Annotated in this window: 17 protein-coding genes; 4 read left to right on the top strand and 13 right to left on the bottom strand. The window is 64.3% G+C overall.

The window, feature by feature from the left end:
* Positions 1–53: 53 nt before the first annotated feature.
* Positions 54–476 carry a hypothetical protein gene (locus AC1DR7_RS03255; protein WP_457318288.1) on the top strand — a complete coding sequence of 141 codons (423 nt, stop codon included), beginning with the start codon at positions 54–56 and terminating at the stop codon, positions 474–476.
* A 269-nt stretch (positions 477–745) separates the two neighbouring features.
* On the opposite strand, the gene AC1DR7_RS03250 is transcribed toward AC1DR7_RS03255, so the two are convergent.
* Positions 746–1228 carry an REP-associated tyrosine transposase gene (locus tag AC1DR7_RS03250; protein WP_457318287.1) on the bottom strand — a complete coding sequence of 161 codons (483 nt, stop codon included), beginning with the start codon at positions 1226–1228 and terminating at the stop codon, positions 746–748.
* 145 nt (positions 1229–1373) lie between these two features.
* On the bottom strand, positions 1374–2240 hold the full coding sequence (locus AC1DR7_RS03245) for a hypothetical protein (protein WP_478052601.1): 867 nt from the start codon (positions 2238–2240) through the stop codon (positions 1374–1376).
* A gap of 145 nt (positions 2241–2385) precedes the next feature.
* Here AC1DR7_RS03245 and AC1DR7_RS03240 point away from each other — a divergent pair, with 145 nt between their 5' ends.
* Positions 2386–3288 carry a class I SAM-dependent methyltransferase gene (locus AC1DR7_RS03240; RefSeq protein ID WP_457318285.1) on the top strand — a complete coding sequence of 301 codons (903 nt, stop codon included), beginning with the start codon at positions 2386–2388 and terminating at the stop codon, positions 3286–3288.
* A gap of 19 nt (positions 3289–3307) precedes the next feature.
* Here AC1DR7_RS03240 and AC1DR7_RS03235 read toward each other — a convergent pair whose 3' ends face one another.
* From AC1DR7_RS03235 to AC1DR7_RS03195, 9 genes are all read right to left on the bottom strand, one after another.
* Positions 3308–3481, bottom strand: a complete 174-nt coding sequence (locus AC1DR7_RS03235) for a hypothetical protein (protein ID WP_312239092.1) — start codon at positions 3479–3481, stop codon at positions 3308–3310.
* 20 nt (positions 3482–3501) lie between these two features.
* Positions 3502–4314, bottom strand: a complete 813-nt coding sequence (locus AC1DR7_RS03230; protein ID WP_457318284.1) for an alpha/beta fold hydrolase — start codon at positions 4312–4314, stop codon at positions 3502–3504.
* A gap of 499 nt (positions 4315–4813) precedes the next feature.
* Positions 4814–5836 carry a hypothetical protein gene (locus AC1DR7_RS03225; protein WP_478051081.1) on the bottom strand — a complete coding sequence of 341 codons (1023 nt, stop codon included), beginning with the start codon at positions 5834–5836 and terminating at the stop codon, positions 4814–4816.
* Positions 5837–5950: 114 nt separating this feature from the next.
* The gene (locus AC1DR7_RS03220; protein WP_457318282.1) at positions 5951–7096 is read right to left on the bottom strand and encodes a YncE family protein; all 1146 of its coding nucleotides are present in this window, start codon (positions 7094–7096) and stop codon (positions 5951–5953) included.
* A 179-nt stretch (positions 7097–7275) separates the two neighbouring features.
* The gene (locus AC1DR7_RS03215; RefSeq protein WP_256775097.1) at positions 7276–8169 is read right to left on the bottom strand and encodes an XVIPCD domain-containing protein; all 894 of its coding nucleotides are present in this window, start codon (positions 8167–8169) and stop codon (positions 7276–7278) included.
* 139 nt (positions 8170–8308) lie between these two features.
* Complete coding sequence (locus AC1DR7_RS03210; RefSeq protein ID WP_256775096.1) at positions 8309–8497, bottom strand: hypothetical protein; 189 nt, start codon at positions 8495–8497, stop codon at positions 8309–8311.
* A gap of 589 nt (positions 8498–9086) precedes the next feature.
* Positions 9087–12566 carry an XVIPCD domain-containing protein gene (locus tag AC1DR7_RS03205; RefSeq protein WP_478076400.1) on the bottom strand — a complete coding sequence of 1160 codons (3480 nt, stop codon included), beginning with the start codon at positions 12564–12566 and terminating at the stop codon, positions 9087–9089.
* A 34-nt stretch (positions 12567–12600) separates the two neighbouring features.
* The gene (locus AC1DR7_RS03200; protein WP_457321899.1) at positions 12601–13245 is read right to left on the bottom strand and encodes a DUF1629 domain-containing protein; all 645 of its coding nucleotides are present in this window, start codon (positions 13243–13245) and stop codon (positions 12601–12603) included.
* 699 nt (positions 13246–13944) lie between these two features.
* Entirely contained in the window at positions 13945–14118 is a 174-nt protein-coding gene (locus AC1DR7_RS03195; RefSeq protein WP_478053020.1) for a hypothetical protein, read from the bottom strand.
* Between the two features lie 111 nt (positions 14119–14229).
* On the opposite strand from AC1DR7_RS03195, the gene AC1DR7_RS03190 reads away from it, so the two are divergent.
* The gene (locus tag AC1DR7_RS03190; RefSeq protein ID WP_457321654.1) at positions 14230–14901 is read left to right on the top strand and encodes a hypothetical protein; all 672 of its coding nucleotides are present in this window, start codon (positions 14230–14232) and stop codon (positions 14899–14901) included.
* 111 nt (positions 14902–15012) lie between these two features.
* Here AC1DR7_RS03190 and AC1DR7_RS03185 read toward each other — a convergent pair whose 3' ends face one another.
* Entirely contained in the window at positions 15013–15345 is a 333-nt protein-coding gene (locus tag AC1DR7_RS03185; RefSeq protein WP_478051592.1) for a hypothetical protein, read from the bottom strand.
* 199 nt (positions 15346–15544) lie between these two features.
* Entirely contained in the window at positions 15545–15844 is a 300-nt protein-coding gene (locus AC1DR7_RS03180) for a SymE family type I addiction module toxin (protein ID WP_457321650.1), read from the bottom strand.
* 295 nt (positions 15845–16139) lie between these two features.
* On the opposite strand from AC1DR7_RS03180, the gene dcm reads away from it, so the two are divergent.
* Positions 16140–17390 (top strand): DNA (cytosine-5-)-methyltransferase, encoded by a 1251-nt coding sequence (gene dcm / locus AC1DR7_RS03175; protein ID WP_478053019.1) that lies wholly within the window; start codon positions 16140–16142, stop codon positions 17388–17390.
* The last annotated feature ends 1 nt before the right edge of the window (position 17391 follow it).

Below are 17391 nucleotides of genomic sequence, written 5' to 3'. Positions count from 1 at the left end.
CTCCCGCTCGCTACGCCACAATGCGGCAATACCCGCTACCAGGAGGACCCGCCATGCACGTCGTCACCCGCCTGCTACTGCTGTCACCCCTGTTGCTCAGCGCCTGCCGCAACGCCGACTCCGGCGCCGGCACGTTCTCCTCCGATCCCATGCTGGGGTGCTATGCCACCCACCCACGCAAGCCGGCGGAGTTCCGCATCGAGCAGCAGCAGGGCCAGTACTACGTGTCGTTCAACCGCGACGAACAGTGGCAACGCGACGATACCGTCCTGCAGGTGTCCTCGCGAGCGGACATCGCCCGCTTCTTCAAGGATGACGCCGATCAGATCGACAAGGCGCTGGTACGCCCGAACGGCGGGTTCGGCATCTTCCACTTCAATCCCGGTGCCACGCTCAAGGGCAAGGACAAGGACAGCGACTACATGGCACTGGTGCTGATCGGCGCCGGGCCAGTGTTCAAAGTGCGCTGCGGCTGAGTCCAGCCGGCGAGCCGCGGATGTGCAATTGACGACGTCGCACTAGCCTCTACTCCGGCAGTGCGGGAGGACGCTGTGCGTTCCTTCCGGTGCCCATGACCCACCGGAAAGTGACGCAGTAACGCCGGCGGGCAACTCCCCGTGCCTGCCGCCATCGCCCTTCTCCCGCACTGCCGGCCGTGCGACGCACGCGCGCGGCAACGCCAGTACCCATCCTCTGCAGTACCCCACCCGCAGACGCGCGCAGACGGGCAGCGCGGGGCCGTACTTCAACACGGCCCGTCCCCACGGGCGATGCGATGGATGGAGCTGTACGGCCACTCGGTCGCCTCGCGCACATGGCCGTGCCTGACCGGATTCTGGTGCACGTAGGCCACGTGCCGGTCGAAGTCCTCCGTATCCAGAATGCGGTGCTCGCGGAAACCGCTGTGCCATAGCGGACGTGCCGTGCGGTCGCGGCGCAGCACCGCGCGCGGGGGCATGCCCGGGAGCTGCCGATCGAAGATCGCCTGGATCTGGGTCCAGCGCCGATGACCGTCGTCGTCACCCTCCGGCAGCGTCCACACCCCGTGCAGGTGGTCGGGCAGCACCACGATCGCGTTGATCCGGAACGGACGGGCCAGCTGCGCCACCCGGAACGCGAGGCGCAGACCCTGGGCCTGCTCGATCAGCAGGCGGCTCTGCCGATCACGCAGGTGCGCACTGAAAAAGTACGCGTTGCCGGGCTGCCAGGGGCGGTGATCGTAGGGCATGGGCGCAGTCTGCGATTGCCAGCCTCTGACCACGATCGGTCCGCGCCTGAAGCGCGTATCGGACTGCTACGCGCCGCTGCATCGGCGTTGGCTCACCACCGCGTCGGGAGAGCGGAACAGCGCGCGCAGGGTGCCACCACACCGCTCAGCGGTGCTGCGCCTCGCAGGTCGTCATGGCTTGGGACGAAATGTATCCCTTCAAGCCGAAATCCTCGCGTGCATCCAACCGCGCGGCAGCCTTCGACGCCTCCGGCAGCAACCGTCGAAGCGCCTGGCTTACCGGCACCGACCAGTTCTGTGGCGCGACGTCCGAATCGGCCGACGGTTCCCCCTCGGTCCACGGCAACATCATCAGCTTCTGCGAGCGCGAACTGAGTACCCGTGTCGGTGCATTCCCATACTCGATGACCACGTGCATCACCGGAGAATCGTCGGTCCAGATGCCACCGGTGTAGTAGTCCTCCAGTACCTCGCGCAGCCGGGCGCCCCCCAGCAGGCGGTGCATCTGGTCTTGAATCTGACTGGTCGTGCAGGCCGGCACCCGGGTCGAGGCCGACGTCGCTGCATACCTCAACACTTCCCGCGGCCGCACCCGGCGCGCCACCTCCTCCACGGCGCGCTCGCGCGTCCACGCAGGCGCCGACAGTGCCCACAGCAGCTCCCCCACGCGCTGGGCCGGGATGCTGTCGGTGGTCACCGGACCGTTGCCGTCCATGTCCAGCTGCGAGCGCCGCACGAAGGTACGGCGGCCCTCGCCCGGGCGAAGCCGATGGACTTCTTCGGCGCGCTCCCATCCGGAGTAGGTGTAACGGATCTCGATCCCACGCACATCCTGCAGCGCGGTCCCCTGCGGCGGCGGATGCGAGCCGTTGCAGGCGGTCAGCGCCAGCAGGGTCGCCATCACCAGCAGGCTGCGCCGGTGGCTGCCAAGTCTGGGCAGCGCGATCCTTGCAGACCGGTGGCGGCGCAGCGCGCCGACGCAGCGGCGGATAGTTCCCATGGTCCGGTGCATCTCACATTCCTGGAAAACGATGTAACCGCCTGCCCTGCCCCGACCGCGGAAACGGCCAGGAACCGGCAAGGCGCCAGAACGCACTATAGCGGTGCCCGATGACAGCCGACCGCCGTCAGGCGGCATTGCCGCGTGGTCAGGTACGATGCCCACCCCTGACTACCCTGTCACCCGGCCGCCTCACGGCGGGGTGTTCCCGACTCCCGTGCCCCATTACACCGGTCCCCTGCTGACCCTTCCGCTCGCCCAAGCCCTCACCCGCGCCCGTGATGCCGGCGCCGGCGAGTGGACCGGCTCGCTTGATCTTGGCCGCTCTACCGGTCCCGCCACCCTGGCTGCGGACCACTGGTTGTGGAAGGGCGCGCGCTACGACTACCCGGGCAAGACCCGCGACCGCACCCTGTACTACTGGGATGGGGAGGAATTCCTGGCGGTGTCCCGGTTCGGTTCGGCGCTGATCAAGCTGGTGCCCACCGACTGGGACGCCCCCACCTTCGAGATCGATGGCATCAAGATGCTGCCAAGCGCGCAGGTGTCGCCGTTCGAGGATGCGCGGCGCAAGGTGGCGTTGATCGCGCCATCGGGCAAGACCGTGCTCGATACCTGCGGCGGGCTCGGCTACTTCGCCGCCTGCTGCCTGGAAGGCGGCGTAGCGCGCATCCAGTCGTTCGAAAAAAATCCGGACGTGCTGTGGCTGCGCACGCTCAACCCGTGGTCGCCAGACCCGGACGCCGCCAGCAGTGGGGGCCGGCTGTCACTGACCCAGGGCGATGTCTCGCTTGCGATCGAGGCGCTGGAGACCCGCTCGGTGGATGCCATCCTGCACGATCCGCCGCGTTTCGGCATCGCCGGTGAACTGTACTCGCAGGTGTTCTATGACCAGTTGGCGCGGGTGATCCGCGACGGCGGGCGCATGTTCCATTACACCGGCGCACCCAACAAGCTCACCAGCGGCCGCGATGTGCCGCGGGAAGTGGCCAAGCGGTTGGAGAAAGCGGGTTTCAAGGCGGAGCTGGCGCTGGATGGGGTGCTGGCGGTCAAGCGGTAAGGGCGTTGGCCACCCGACCTCAATCACCGCGCGGCAGCTTCTTCGCCCACATGTTGTCGACCAGGTTCGGATAGGCCCGGCCATTTTCCTCGGCGCGTTGCCGCGCGGCGTCTTTCTGCGCCGGCGACAACGGCGAGGATTTCCCGCCGTTGGGGTTGGGCTTCTTCCACGGTGGGGTTCGGGTCTGGCGCATGGCCGGATGCTAACGCAGCTTCACTTCGCCAGGAAGGCGACCAGCGCCGCATTGAACTGCTCCGGGTGGCTGGCATTGCAGCCATGCGGCGCATCCTTGAGCACCACCGCCTCGCTACCGGCAATGGCCGCGTGGGTGCGCTTGCCGGACCCTTCATACGGCACCGTGCCGTCGCTGTCACCGTGCAGCACCAGCGTGGGCACCGTTACCTTCTTGAGCTCGTCGCGGAAATCGGTGGTACCGAAGGCCTTCATGCAGCCCAGCGCGGCGGTCTGGTCCGACTGCTTGCACAGGTCGATAGCCTCCTGCCGCTGCTTCTCGCTGACCTTCAGCACGCCCTTGGCGCTGAAAAAGTCCTTGGTGAAGCCATCGAAGAAGCTGTCGCGGTCGCGCTCCAGGCCCTGGCGCATCTCATCGGCCTTGGCCTGGGTGAGCGGGCCTTCGGGGTTGTCCGGGGTCTGCAGCATGTACGGCGGCACCGCCGAGGCGAAGACCACACTGCGCAGCCGCTGCTCGCCATGGCGGGCGATGTAACGGGCCACTTCGCCGCCGCCCATCGAGAACCCGACCAGGGTGGCGTCCTTCAGATCCAGGTCGTTGAGCACCCCAGCCAGGTCATCGGCCAGCGTGTCGTACTCGTAGCCGTCGGCCGGCTTGTCCGAGCGCCCAAAGCCGCGACGGTCGTAGGCCACCACGCGGTAACCGGCATCCTTCAGCACCGGGATCTGCGCCTTCCAGGACTCGGCCGACAACGGCCAGCCGTGGATGAGCACCACCGGACGGCCGGTACCGCCGGTATCTTCAACGTGCAGACGGACGTGGGAAGCAGCCATGGGGAATCCTTCGAGCGATGGGAAAGGAGTGACCGATCCTAGGCAAGTGCGATGGCCTATCCTGTGAAAAATGCGGCGGCGGCGATGACATCGCCTGCACAGGTCTGAGCGCTTCACCAGACCCATACATTGCCTGCACGGTCTCAGTCTGTGAGACGGACATTACCCATAGTGCAATCCGCACCAACGCCATAATGAGCCGGCTCGGATGGACCTTCGCCCGCTGTACCCTCGCGCCAACGCTCCTGTCGTACTGGCGATTCCCCGCATCGCCTGCGGCGGACTTGCGCGTACGTTGCTGTTGCATGGGGTGGGCGTGCATCCGGCATCGCGGGCCGCGTTGAGGGAGGCGCTGCGAGCTGCAGGGCAGCGCGGGCGATGTGCTGGCTGCCTGGCAGGCAGAGTGGCAAGCTGCTGCGCATCCACCGTGCCAGCCTGACGAGCCGCGCCAGCGCGCCTCACCGCGTTCGCCCCAGCCCTCGCCTCGAGTGACTTCCGATCAGTGCGACGACACTGAAGCCTGCAGCGCAACTCGCCGGGAACCCAGCGTCGCGTAGGTGAAGGCCAGTTCATTACCGAGCGATGGCGGCACGACCTCCGGCTGCGAAACCGGAGTGGACTGCCGGTACCAGCGACCGCCCACGCGCACGAACTGCGCGCTCTCCACGCCCTGCCGGCCACGCCGGGTGCGCGCCTGCATTACCTCCTGGACCGGCCCGGCCACCGTCTCACGCATCACCAGCTTGCGCTGTCCCCACATCCGCAGCGCGGGCAGACACAGCAGCAGCACCCAGAGCATCATCACCACCAGGCCGATGCCCAGCCAGGCGCTGAAACCACGGCTGACGCCCGGCAGGAAAGCCAGCACGACCAAGGCGAGCACCATCGCACCGCCCCACCATGCGGCGGCCTGCAACAGCGCGCGCGGGCGTGCCATCACGCGCTTCCAGTCACGCGAGACCATGGGTGCGGCCTCGACGGCCTGCGCGTGCAGGGTCGGATATTCCACCTGCAGCAGGTGTCCAGGGCGGACCGCGTTGAAGACCAGGCGAATGGGCGTGCCAGCGACGGGGCCGACGATCTGGTGAGCGACAAAACCCAGCAACTCTTCGCTGCCCGGCGACTCCTCCACCACAGAACAGGATCGGCCATCGACCAGATAGGCACGGCCTTGACCGCCAGAGGCGGGCAGGATCTGCGCCGCATCCAGGCGTCCCTCCACCACGATGACCTGGCCCGATGCCAGCACGTCACGCAGCGATGCCATGCGCAGACGCCGATGGACGACGGCGATGATGATCGCGATCACCCCGATGGCGGCGGCCACGAACGTGGGAATCAGCGTCGGTGCTGTGCCGCTGGTATGCATACCCAACCAGGCTGCGAATGCGGTGATGACCAGCGCCACGCCGATGGCGAAGCGCAGCAGCGCGGTACCGGCATCGCGCTGGAAACGCAGATCGTCCTCCAGCCGGGTACGCAGGTCAGCCGGTAGGGGCTGGGGGAATGAAGCGTTGGACATCCCTGATCTCGCTATCGAAGCAGGCGACCGTGCCTGGTGCGGGATCGATTATGTCATTGGCGGGCGACACATCCGACCCTCCGCAAAGGGCCGGATGTGCGTCACCGCATGCAGTTACAGCGCAATCCGCGCCACAGACTCCTCACTCCCCTTGGCGTCCTTCTCGCCATTCTTCACCGATACGTACAGCACGTTGTTCTTGGCATCCAACGCCAGGCTGTTCGGGTGGGTCGGCACGGCGTAGGTCGCCACCGGCTTGTACGTATCGCTGTTGTAGGCGGTGACGGTGCCGCCGTCGCGGTTGGTCACGTACAGGCGCTTGCGCGGTGCATCCAGCAGGATGCCCAGCGGACCGGCGTCGGTGGCGATGCTGGCCAGTTCCTTGCCGGTGCCGCGGTCGATCACCAGCACGCGCTGGCCCGGGTGCGACGAGGTGAAGCCGGAGCTGCTGGCCTGGTACTTGCGGATCATCTCCGAGCCCTGGTCGGTGACGAACAGGCGCTTGCCGGCCGGGTCGAGCGCGATGTTCATCGGCTGCTCGGCGCCTACCTTGAAGCGCTGCTCCACCTTGCCGCTGTCGGTGCCGACAGTGACCACTTCGGCCAGCAGGTTGGAGGTGTACACGCGCTTGCCCTTGGCATCGAGCGCCAGGCCCGGCGCCTTGGCGTTGCCCAGGCCGGGGATGGTGTTGATCACCTTCAGCGTCTGCGTGTCGACCACGAACAGCACGCTGCCGTCGCCGGAGTGACCGGTGACGTACAGGCGGTGGTTGGGCGCATCGACCACCAGCTCACGCAGGTCGTGGGTATAGGAGGCCTTGCCATCCTTGCCCACCACCTTCTCCATCAGCTGCACGGTGCCAATGGCCTTGTTCGCGGCGGTGTCGACCACGGTGACCGAGGTGTCCACGGTGTTGCCGACATACAGGCGGTCGCCGGCGTCATCGAGCACCACGCCAAAGCCCTTGCGCTCCAGCGGAATGCGGGCTTCAACGGCGAGGGTTTCCGGGTTCAGGCGCAGCACCTGCGCCGGGCCGGCGGCATCGCCGAAGCCGCCCGAGGAGGCGACGAACACGGCGTTCTGTTTCGGGCTGAAGGCCAGCTCGTACAGGCCCTGGGCGATCGGCTTGCGCTGGACGGCGGCGGCAGTAGCGGCCGAGGTGGGCGCGGCGGTGTCAGCGGCGAACGCGGACGGCGCGCCGAGGGTCAGGCTGACGGCGAGGGCCAGGGCGGCCGAACGGAAAACGGAACGAGGGTGCATGCGAGCTTCCTTGGATGGGCACGGGGGGTGTCCTGGCTCGCGGGGCCGTTGTACAACGGCCGGCCCGTGCAGCGGTTCGTGCAGGGCAGGCTGGCTATGGCTCGGGCATGGTAGCAGGCTGAAGACGTCACGTCCGGCAGGGCCGCGTCATGGCGGCAACTGCAGCGCGCGCCGTTATGTCACTTCGCCCGTTTCAACGACTCATCCACTGCCGTCTTGGCCGCTACCTCGGTCGGCATGCTCGCCCGCAGGTGCGCGGGGTCATCACGGTCGCCCTGCACGATGAAGATGTTCTCGGCCGCTGCGTTGTCCTCGGTGCGCCTGCTCAGCAGCACGTGGTCCACGCGGGAGAGGTTGTTCTGCTTGGCCAGGGCCAGCAGGCTGGCGCTGATGCGCTCACTGGTGGCGTCGAAGGTACGGCCGTTGGCGGCGTCCAGCTCGGCCACCTTGCTGTTGAGCTGGGTCAGCAGGCGGTGGTCCGGGTGGGCGGGATCGGCCGGTGTCGCCGGCGGTGGCGCAGGACGGCGCGCGGCCTTCTGCCGTTCCATTTCGGCCAGGCGACGCTGCCACACATCGCGCTCGGGCAGCGGGTTGTGGTGCTCGGTGTTCAGTGCGCTGCCCGGGACCGGTGCTGCAATGCACTGCACTTCCGGCTGGTTGAACAGCACCGCGAACTCGCTGTCGTGGTCGGTATCGGCACCGGTCTGCCGGTGGATGCCGGCGTGGCCGAGTGCGGCCCAAGCAAAATCCACGCAGCTGCTGGTGAACACCGGCCCGTTGATGTTGAAACCGTGCGCGGCCGGATGCGCGCCGAACGCGCGGATCCTGTCGAACTGTTCCCGGGTGATCTCCAGGGTGCGGGCGTAGTAGGGATCCTTGTAGGTATCCGCATCGGTGTAGGACACCACGCCCGAGGCCGCATCCGGGGCCGGGCCGAAGCCGTAGCTGTCCCGCTGCGCGCCGTGCGCGGTCTGCAGGTACATGTGCCCCATGAGCGCGGTGCCGCCGCCCTCGAGCGGTGTGCCCGGCGCGGCCAGGTAAATGGTCACCGTGTAGTGTTCGTTGTGCTCCATGCTCACTCAGCCCTGTCTGAAACCGACCCTTGCCCCGCGCCGTTCGATTGTCGAATGGCGGTCCTTGGCGGGGATGATCGCATAGGCGGGTGAAGGGGCAGCAAGTCTGCGTTCTGCCTCGAAGGCTGGGCCGAAGGACTCAATGCACCTCGCTGTCTCCTTGACGCGCTCGCCGGACCTGGCGCTCCCATTCCCGCGCGGGGTTCAGGCCCAGCGCCATGCAGCAGATTTCAAAGGAGGCGCGCCAGATGGGGCGACACAGCTCGGAGGAGCGGTGGAAGGCGTCGAAGATCTCGGCGAGGGTGAAGTGGGCGTTCTCCATGGTCATGGCGTGCACCGCGCATGCAGCGGGACGGAGGACTGCGCTACGGCCATACCGACTGTTGGGGTAGCCGGATTCAGAGGTTCGTGCATGTTGGCCACTCCTGACGGGAGGTGCTTTCGCCCGCGGGGGCGAAAGGGTGTCGGGAGGTTCGAAACCGCATATGATCGGCGGGCTTATTCCCCCCTTCCGGGGGTGTTTTATTAGCCGCCCTCCCGACGTATTGCACGTCGTTCTCGTCATATGTCGTGGAGTTTCGAAGCTCCACCTCCACCATGAATCGAGTAGGCAGGCCGAGTGAAGTGGAACTTATCTTTCACAGGGCCAGTTGCCAAAGACAACAGCTATCAGGCTACTCCGGCGTGCGGCCATTCCACAGTTCTTGCGTGAACGACCCTGCGGTTTTACGAGGCGGGTTGCCTCCCTGCCCCGCCCGCCATGATCGCTGCATCCCGGTTGGTGTGAAATGAACCTCCCGGTGAGGTGACGCAATCAGCGCCTGGAGCGCAACCTGGGTCCGAGCGAGTTCGCTCACACACGCGCTAACGAGCACGCCATGGGTCTCGCACACCCATGAACGCTGTAGTGGCCGCACCTAGCCACCCATGCTTGCAGCCGTCAGCTGCATTTCGTGCTGCACGCGTTGGTCTTCGTCCTGCTGCTGCAGCGCCTGCTGTTGCGCACGCGCTTGGCGTTCCTCTGCCACCGCATCGAATTGCTGCATGGAATCGTCCCACGGCGTCGACACGGCCTGCTGGGTCGACATCCCTGCACGCAACTGCGCGGGATCGCCCATCTCGCCCTGGACGACGAACACGTTCTGCCCGGACCGGGCATCGGCCGTCGCTTGGCTCAACACCACGTGGTCGACGCGGTCCAGCCCGTTGTCCTTCGCCAGTACGAGCAGGCTGCCGGTCAGGCGCTCGCTCATCGCATCGGGTGTGCGGCCATGCTGGGCGTCCAACTCGGCTACTCCCTCGCGGATCTGCTCGTAGAGTCGGTTGTCCGGGTGGTCCGGGTGCGCGGGTGACAGCTTCGCTGGCGCGGCGTGCTGTTGCTCAGGTAGGCGCGCAACGTCGAGTGGCTCGGCCGGGGGAATATCTGCAAGTTCCTCGCGCTCTGCTTCGCTGGAGATCGACTGCTCTGCCTGCTCTGCCTGCCGCAGCAGGGCGTCTTGGGCGTAGGTCTCTTCGCGATTGTATACAGGCGGCTGTGCGGTCTGCTCCAGCTCGGCGTCAGTCGATGGCTGGGTGAAGTGGTGTGGTGGGATCGCTTCTTCTGCGAGCGACTGCATCTGCTCGCGGGAATCCTCGTTTGCCGGCTGCCAGTCACTCGCAAGCTGGTCAGCGATGGGCTGCGGCTCAGTGATCTGAGGTGGGAGCTGATGGGTGTTGGCAATGGTGACCGCCTCCGGCTCAGATCCGCGCTGCGGCTCGTGCGCAGCTGGCACCGCAGCGCCTGGCTCCACATGGGCGGGCTGGAGGTTCATTGCGTCGGGAGCACTGGAGCCAGCAGGAGACATGGGCGGCGCTTCAGCTGTCTCCGGATGATTGGTCTGCGCCTGCGGCACTTGTCTGACCACCTCGTCTGCCGTGTCGACGGCGTGGCGCCGATCGGCTTCCTCGGTTTCTCTCGACGCCTGCGCCCGCTCCGCCTCGGTGCGGCGTGCTTCGTCGTGGCGATCCATCTCAGAAGACTGCGCACGATCAGCCTCCGTGGGGAGCGGTGCACTGATGGGCGGTATCGAGGCGGCGGCCATTGCCGGAGCAACGGTGGCCTCTACAGGTCCCGACTCCCGCTGCTGCACCTCCGGCGCCAACGCCTCTTCAATGCGCTGATCAGCTACGCCCAGCGCAGCAGCGGCAGCGACCTGCTGCGCCTCGCCGATGGAGAGTCCCTCACGGTTCGCCTCGCGCAGCGCCTGTTCGTGGGCATCGCGTTCCTGGGCCGATAGTGCGGTGATGCGTAGCTCTGGGGAGTCAGGGATCGGCGCGTCTTCCTGTTGCTGTGCCCGGACCTCCGTCCACGCCCGTCGCAGCTCAGCAACGTCGGTAACGGCCACCAGATGCGCCACGCCATCGGGCCCGGTCTGATAGTAATTGATGGGGCTGTCGTAGCCATACTGGCCCGTCTCATTGCGTTGAAGTTGCTGCATCGTCTGGCCGGTGACGCCATTGGCATCCAGCGTGCGCTGCACAGCCAGCGCGATGGCTTGCTGGGTTTCAGGATTTACGTTCAGGTCCACGCCAGCGCTTTGATAGCGGTGCAGCAGTTCGTTCTTCCCGGTCTGCTCCACCGACGGCGCCGGCAAAGCCTGGATGTCTGCCAGCTCCTGCTGGAAGCGCTCCAGCGACGGCTGGCGCATCTGGTTGGTCAGCTCAAGTTCCAGCGCCAGGTTACCTTCGGCCATCCGGCTCCCGCTCACCCACTGACCCACCGCACTGCGCAGATAACGCTCACTATCCGAACCGAGCACGGCGCCGGATTTGGCGCGCGCCGACTCGACTGCCTCCGGCACGCTCACCCCGTAGTCTTGCGCGCGTTGCGCAGCATACGCTTCCAGATACTGCGCTGCGATCGCCTCCGGCCCCGTAGCAATATTGCCCTCGATACGGTCCAATGCCTCTTGATTGAGTTGCTGGGCGCGCTCCGGCGTCGCAGTCTGGGTTTCGTAGCTTGCCCGATCATTTGCGCCGGACAAGCCGGTTTTGACCTGTCGCTCCCATGCCGAGGTATCGGGATTGCGGTACCAGTCCTGATTGTCCAAGCCGCGCTGCTCGCTTGCCTGGGCTGGAATCTTGAATGGATCCTGGGGCGGCGGTGCTTTGCCAAGCGCGAGTTCAACCGCCTTCGCGGTCGCCATCGCCCCCAGCTGCTGGGACTTTTCGTAACTGGCCGCAACACGCCCCTCGATCGGGTCGCTCGATCCGGCGCTTACTCGCTCGAAGTCTGCCTCCCGATACCATTGGGCTCCATCGAACGCCCACGACACACCAGAGGCGGTCTGATGGTAAATGGCACGGTTGTCCAGTAGGTCGGCCCCTTTTTCGAATGCCTTGGCCAGGAACAATGCATCCGCCGCGACTACAGCGGCCGGTACGTAGCCGCTTCCCCCCAATGCCATGGCCATGGAAGTGCCACCGGCCCAACCGCCAACATTTCGGGCGAGGGCGTGGTTGACCTCAGACTGTGCTGCGGTGGCATTGCCTTGTTCAAGCAGCTCGGCGGAGCGGCGGGCGGTCAGGATGGCGTCAGCGCCTGTGGTCAGCAGCCCGCCAGTGCGTACGAGCGTGCTGGTCGGGGTATCGCCAAGCAATAAGCCGATCGACGCAAAGCCTTGCTGTCCACGAGGCACGCGGAGTGAACTGGCTGCAGCCTGGCCCAGAGTGGCTTCAACTTTTTGTATACCCTTCTCGGACAAAGCTATTCGCCCATCCTGATGAGCATTGGCTATTGCCTGCGCCAACTGGTGCCGCTGCAGATCCAAGTCACCACCTTTCGTCAACCTGTTAGTCGATTGCTGAGAAAACTCAAGCACAGTGAGGATTCTTGCCTCGGATTGGGTAACCGAAAGGTACCCACGATCAACGGATGAAAGCCCATTGAGTGTGGCGAGCTGATGGGCGTTCGCGCGACCGTAATTATCGATACCATGGAGGAACATCTGCGTCCGAGGCCGGATGTCCTCCGCAGTCATGCCAAGTGGGGCATTGGTGTAAAGGTCACCGTTGACCAATCCGATGGTCATCGTGTCGCGCAGGCCATTCACCCGGCCCGCGATTCGCTGCATCGCTTCTACGTCGTTCTCGAGCGCAGCTTGGCCATCGACGGTTTGCGCCAGCTTCTCAAGTTGAAAACCGATGCCCTTTTGATACTCCCTGATTGGCCCACCGCTGTGGGGAGAAACTCCCAGCGCGTGGGCGAGCCGCGGATCCGCAGGCATACTGATCCGGTTCTCGAAGGCATCCTTTTCAACCAGGTTAGCCCTCTCGAGGACCTTTAGGAGCTGACTGTTTCGAAACGTCTGCTGCTCAATGACGTGATGGTCTTGAAAAATCGGTCCATTGCGAGGCATTTCGCCACCTCTTCCTTGATGTCACATTGCCGGTTCAGATGTCGGCGGCGTCCGTAAACCACAGGCCTCGCGATTCCCTCTGCCCGCCAATGCCTGCAGCCCAGACAGCGTCCCGGAGAATTCGATCACAGAAGGTCAAACCGCCAGAGTACGGGGTTCGGAAAATATGCGCTTGGCCAACAACGTCTTTGCGAAACGACAGACTTGTGCCGCCACTGAGGTCATAGAACTTTCCGCCAACAAAGTCGTCGCTGACATCGATGGTCAGCCTGGAGCTCTCTTCGTCAAGCGCGTCCAGCTCACGTGTTACCTCACACAGGTAGTAGCGCGGGCCCTCGGATCCGTCGGCTTGTCGATAGTCGCATTCCACGAAATCGAATCCAGCGGGATCGACCTTGGAAAAGACATCTTTGAGGCGCTCGGACACGAGCCAGTACCCGCTCAACCCTCCCTCCAGGTCTTCGGGCGGATCACCCGCTCCAGGATCGTGGAGCAGAACAGGCTTCTCTTTGAGCACTGGGAAGCCCCCCCCACGCGGCCGAATGATCAGCCTGGGAGGTGTCAGCAGAGCTTCCTCATTTTCGATCTCGACGCCGTGCCCTCGTCCACCACGGGCTGTGTCCGGCATCAGAAGAAAAAACTCGCCGCGCTTGGGTGCATTCTTGTTTGAGATTTCCATGCGTCGATCCTGTTCCATCCAGAGCCGCTATGAGGCTCAGTGAAGATTACCCCGGGGACGATGTAGCACACCAGCTTCTGATGTATCTGCGAAGCGCCAGCTCACTCTCGCTGATGAGGGATTGCCAAGTGATGGCGGCCGGCACCAAAGCCGCCGCAAGGCTGCGGATGAATTGGAAGTCGTCATCCGAGCTACCGAGCGTGCGCTTGAAGCGCAGCATGTCATCCACGACGTGACCAAAGGTCAGATCAAAGGTGTATATCCAGCTTGAGTGAGGATATCCAGCGAAGAACTCCTGAGGCCCAAAGAATCCCATGGCTCCAATGCGCTCACCGTCGCGGAGGAAGACGTACTGGTACCACGCCGTCCCGCCCGTCCGACAGCGTGTGGGGGAGCGCTCGAGAGAGCGATACATGGAAGTTCTCACTTTGTTCGAGATGCGAGCGCTTTCTCGGTGCATGGTCCGTGGTCATAAGCTCTCTTCCAAAGTGAGACACTGCGGCTAAGCGCGCTGCAGGATCAAGCTCATATTGTGATATCTGGTGACGTACGCGTCGCACTCTGCTTCCCCACATGGATCGCAGGTGGCTGCGCCCCAGCCGGACGCTATTTCATTCTTCACCATTTGGGTTTACGCATTGGAGTGCGCATAGCTTACGTGCGCGGCAGAATGCGACCGCTCGGCGGGGAGATGCAGCTCTACTCATCCACGCACTCGTCCCTCACCATGGCGAGCTGCGCGAGCTTGGTCACGCCGTCTTCGGGCGTGAGCACTTCGTCAAGCGCAATCAACTGGATATCCGCCACAACGAACACGAGGGCCGCTTTCGCATTACACCTGACCGCCCAAGGATGTTGAACTGCACAGATCATGGTAGGAAAAACCTGCAAAGCTCCAGCACACGACCTTGATCACTGACTTGACCGTAGCCAAGGATGACCCTTTGCCCTCCACATTTCGTGGGCAGGAGGTTCTAAGTGAGAATGAAGTCAATAGCAGTAGTCATCGGGATCCTGGCGTCCGCCCAGCTATGCGCGGAAGAACGGCCACTCAGCGTTGACCAGGTTGTGGCGGAGTCGGATGGAATTGGGCACATCATCAGAAGAACCGAATGGACCGACTTCAACGGCGGAATGGTGGAGGTGGATCAGCTGCTGAAGTCAGATGGCTTTGGACGTCACGTCTATCGTTACGATGAGCAGACCGAGGCCACCAAGCTGTACCACCAGGCGTTCTGCGACGCGATGGGCATGTCGCCATCCCCTGGCGAGGGCATCGTTGTCGGTTCTGCTGCGGGCTGGGCCTGCAGCAGCTCGGATGCGGATGCTTTGGATGAGGGTCAAAGTCAACCGAAGGCAGCTGACTGGGCGACCGCGATTGCTCCAAACGGCCGTGTCCCTGTCGGCGCCACCTTTACATCTAATGGCCAGATAAGAGTAGAGAGCTCGGTGGGGGGAGAACGGAGGGCGACAGTTGGCGTGGACAATGGGCGTTGCTCGTACGCATCCGTCACCCACTACGCCAACGCATTCAGGGAGAACACCGCGATTTCTGTGGCTTGTATTGTGCACGCCTCGCGCTTTGTGAACACGTCTATGGACGTGTGCATCCCGAGGGTGTGCGGATCGGACAGGGGTACTCACTTCGCACAGTAGGTCGGCAGGTATAGCTCTACCCAGCCCACCGCAGGGCGGCCCGCCTGTCTGGTGGGCCGCCCCGCAATTACCATCACCAGCATCCAGCCACGCCAGCGCGACCTGCGTACCTCACGCCACACCAAACGGACAGCACCCCCACCCCTGCTGCCGCCGTGCCATTTCCTCCAGATCCCGATCAATGCTCGAAAACCCCGGCGCCTCCTCCAACGGCCCCTCGCCCACCGCCGGCGCATCCAGCGCCACCGACGCCGCTGCGCGCCTCACCGCTTCAAGCCTTCGGCCCACAGCGACCGCCTCTGCATCGCACTGCGTGACCACGTACGCCCGCATCAACTGCCGCAGCACCTGTGCGGCGGGTCGGTGTTGGCGCTCGGCCGCTTCCTGGAAGCTGGCGCGCAAGCCGGCTTCCATCTGTAGCTGCATGAAGACACTCTTGCTCATGAGTTGCTCCCACTGCTGGGTAGTGAAACCGAATGCACAGCCACACCGCACCGGACGTGCAGCGATGTGCTGGCGTTTGCCTGTCATCGTGCGGTGCTGCCGAGCCCCGGCACGCACCGGCGTCATCTGGCCATGGGCCCTGCACGGGCTGGCGGGCCATGGCCGTGCAGCGGCCCACCGCACGACTGGGCGCTGCCGCTCAGCGGGCTTGCCGCTGCAACTTCCTGGGGATCTTTGGGGGCACCACCACCGGCCGCTCCACCACCGTAAGGGTGATGCTGCCGTGCGTGGCCTCAACCTTCAGGCGGGCGCCTACGTCGAAGCCGAGCTTGTCCAGCCAGCGGCCGCGCAGCTTGAGGTAGGGGACAATCTCGGTGGGACCGCGCTCTTCGCGGTCCGGGTACGTCAGCGCGCCTACGCGGTAGCTGCGTGCGGGGCGGGCGTAGGGTTTGCGCTTGGGGCGCGCGTCAACGGGTTCGTCTTCCCACGGCGTCAACATGTTGGACCTCCTGCAGGGCTTGCCCTTGCCGGGATGGCAAGGAAGGTGGGTGCCAGAGGAGTTTCTACGCTCGGTGAACATCATTCGGGATGGTGAAGAGCTTTGGAAATCGTTTGTTCCTCTTGAACGGCAAAGCTCCATCGACTGCACCAGTTGCGGTCGCAGTCTTTGAGACGGCCCAGTGTCAACGTCCCACACGGGCTTCCCTGACCCCTCAGCGCTGCCTCCAGCGATACCCCCTCTTCACCCACGGGACGAAATTGGACATACTGTCCGCTGAATTCCCGGAGCATCCATGAATACGTACGAGCTGATCGACCTTTCCCTCCAGCGCTTTTCAACGAAGGAGGTCGCCCAAGCCCTTGGAGTTGATCCGAAGACCGTCAAACGCTGGCAAGTTCGCGAGACCGAGCCCAAGCCCTACATTGCAGACGCGATCCGCCAGCGCCTGCTGCCCTTCGGCGAGCCGCCGACCGGCGAAGGAAAGTTCCGTTTCATCGACCTATTCGCGGGGATCGGTGGCATCCGCACGGCCTTTGAGAAGCAGGGTGGCCGCTGCGTGTTCACCAGCGAATGGGACCCCTATGCGGTAAAGACTTACAAGGCCAACTTCCATGATGGCCCCGGGCATATCTTTGCCGAGGACATCACCAAGGTCCATGAAGCCGATGTGCCGGACCATGATGTGCTGTTGGCGGGCTTCCCTTGCCAGCCCTTCTCCATTGCAGGCGTTTCCAAGAAGAACGCGCTTGGCCGCCCGCACGGCTTCTCCGACAAGACTCAGGGAACCCTGTTCTTTGACGTGGCCCGCATCATCGCCGAGAAGAAGCCGCGTGCGTTCCTGCTTGAGAACGTGAAGAACCTGATGAGCCACGACAAGGGCCGCACGTTCTCCACCATCATTGATGTGCTGCAGAACGAGCTGGGCTACCAAGTCAAGCACAAGGTCATCAACGGCAAGCACTTCGGCCCGCAGCACCGGGAGCGCATCATCATTGTGGGCTTCCGCGAGCCCAATGATTTCGACATCCATAAGGTCGAGCTGCCCAGCTTCGACGAGGCTCCGAAGATGGGCGCGGTGCTGCACAGCCAGGATGGCACCGAGACTGCTGACTCCCCGTACATCGAGGGTACCAAGGGCAAGGTGCTGGACAAGTACACGCTGTCGGACAAGCTTTGGGARTACCTGCAGAACTACGCCGCGAAGCACCGCGACAAGGGTAATGGCTTCGGCTTCGGGCTGGTTAACAGCGAGAGCACCTGCCGTACGCTTTCGGCCCGTTACTACAAGGATGGCTCGGAGATCCTGATCTCCCAAGGCTTGAAGAAGAATCCCCGCCGACTCACCCCGCGCGAGTGCGCGCGCCTGATGGGGTTCGACGAAAACTTCCGTATTCCGGTTTCGGACACCCGCGCCTACAAGCAGTTTGGCAACTCCGTGGTCGTTCCCGTCATCAGCGAAGTTGCGCGGATCATGGTGCCCTACCTTGTGGAGGACGCGAAGCAGAAGCCGGCCAAAACCGTCAGAAAGAAGGCGAAGGCCTGAC

It is taken from the genome of Stenotrophomonas sp. P5_A9 (assembly GCF_056400525.1).
This window is presented reverse-complemented; position numbering and strand designations above follow the sequence as displayed.

Excerpts from the sequence above, each read along its gene's own strand:
- AC1DR7_RS03255 (WP_457318288.1), top strand. The coding sequence starts at position 54 with ATGCACGTCGTCACCCGCCTGCTACTGCTGTCACCCCTGTTGCTCAGC.
- AC1DR7_RS03250 (WP_457318287.1), bottom strand. The coding sequence starts at position 1,228 with ATGCCCTACGATCACCGCCCCTGGCAGCCCGGCAACGCGTACTTTTTC.
- AC1DR7_RS03245 (WP_478052601.1), bottom strand. The coding sequence starts at position 2,240 with ATGCACCGGACCATGGGAACTATCCGCCGCTGCGTCGGCGCGCTGCGC.
- AC1DR7_RS03240 (WP_457318285.1), top strand. The coding sequence starts at position 2,386 with ATGCCCACCCCTGACTACCCTGTCACCCGGCCGCCTCACGGCGGGGTG.
- AC1DR7_RS03235 (WP_312239092.1), bottom strand. The coding sequence starts at position 3,481 with ATGCGCCAGACCCGAACCCCACCGTGGAAGAAGCCCAACCCCAACGGC.
- AC1DR7_RS03230 (WP_457318284.1), bottom strand. The coding sequence starts at position 4,314 with ATGGCTGCTTCCCACGTCCGTCTGCACGTTGAAGATACCGGCGGTACC.
- AC1DR7_RS03225 (WP_478051081.1), bottom strand. The coding sequence starts at position 5,836 with ATGTCCAACGCTTCATTCCCCCAGCCCCTACCGGCTGACCTGCGTACC.
- AC1DR7_RS03220 (WP_457318282.1), bottom strand. The coding sequence starts at position 7,096 with ATGCACCCTCGTTCCGTTTTCCGTTCGGCCGCCCTGGCCCTCGCCGTC.
- AC1DR7_RS03215 (WP_256775097.1), bottom strand. The coding sequence starts at position 8,169 with ATGGAGCACAACGAACACTACACGGTGACCATTTACCTGGCCGCGCCG.
- AC1DR7_RS03210 (WP_256775096.1), bottom strand. The coding sequence starts at position 8,497 with ATGACCATGGAGAACGCCCACTTCACCCTCGCCGAGATCTTCGACGCC.
- AC1DR7_RS03205 (WP_478076400.1), bottom strand. The coding sequence starts at position 12,566 with ATGCCTCGCAATGGACCGATTTTTCAAGACCATCACGTCATTGAGCAG.
- AC1DR7_RS03200 (WP_457321899.1), bottom strand. The coding sequence starts at position 13,245 with ATGGAAATCTCAAACAAGAATGCACCCAAGCGCGGCGAGTTTTTTCTT.
- AC1DR7_RS03195 (WP_478053020.1), bottom strand. The coding sequence starts at position 14,118 with ATGATCTGTGCAGTTCAACATCCTTGGGCGGTCAGGTGTAATGCGAAA.
- AC1DR7_RS03190 (WP_457321654.1), top strand. The coding sequence starts at position 14,230 with ATGAAGTCAATAGCAGTAGTCATCGGGATCCTGGCGTCCGCCCAGCTA.
- AC1DR7_RS03185 (WP_478051592.1), bottom strand. The coding sequence starts at position 15,345 with ATGAGCAAGAGTGTCTTCATGCAGCTACAGATGGAAGCCGGCTTGCGC.
- AC1DR7_RS03180 (WP_457321650.1), bottom strand. The coding sequence starts at position 15,844 with ATGTTGACGCCGTGGGAAGACGAACCCGTTGACGCGCGCCCCAAGCGC.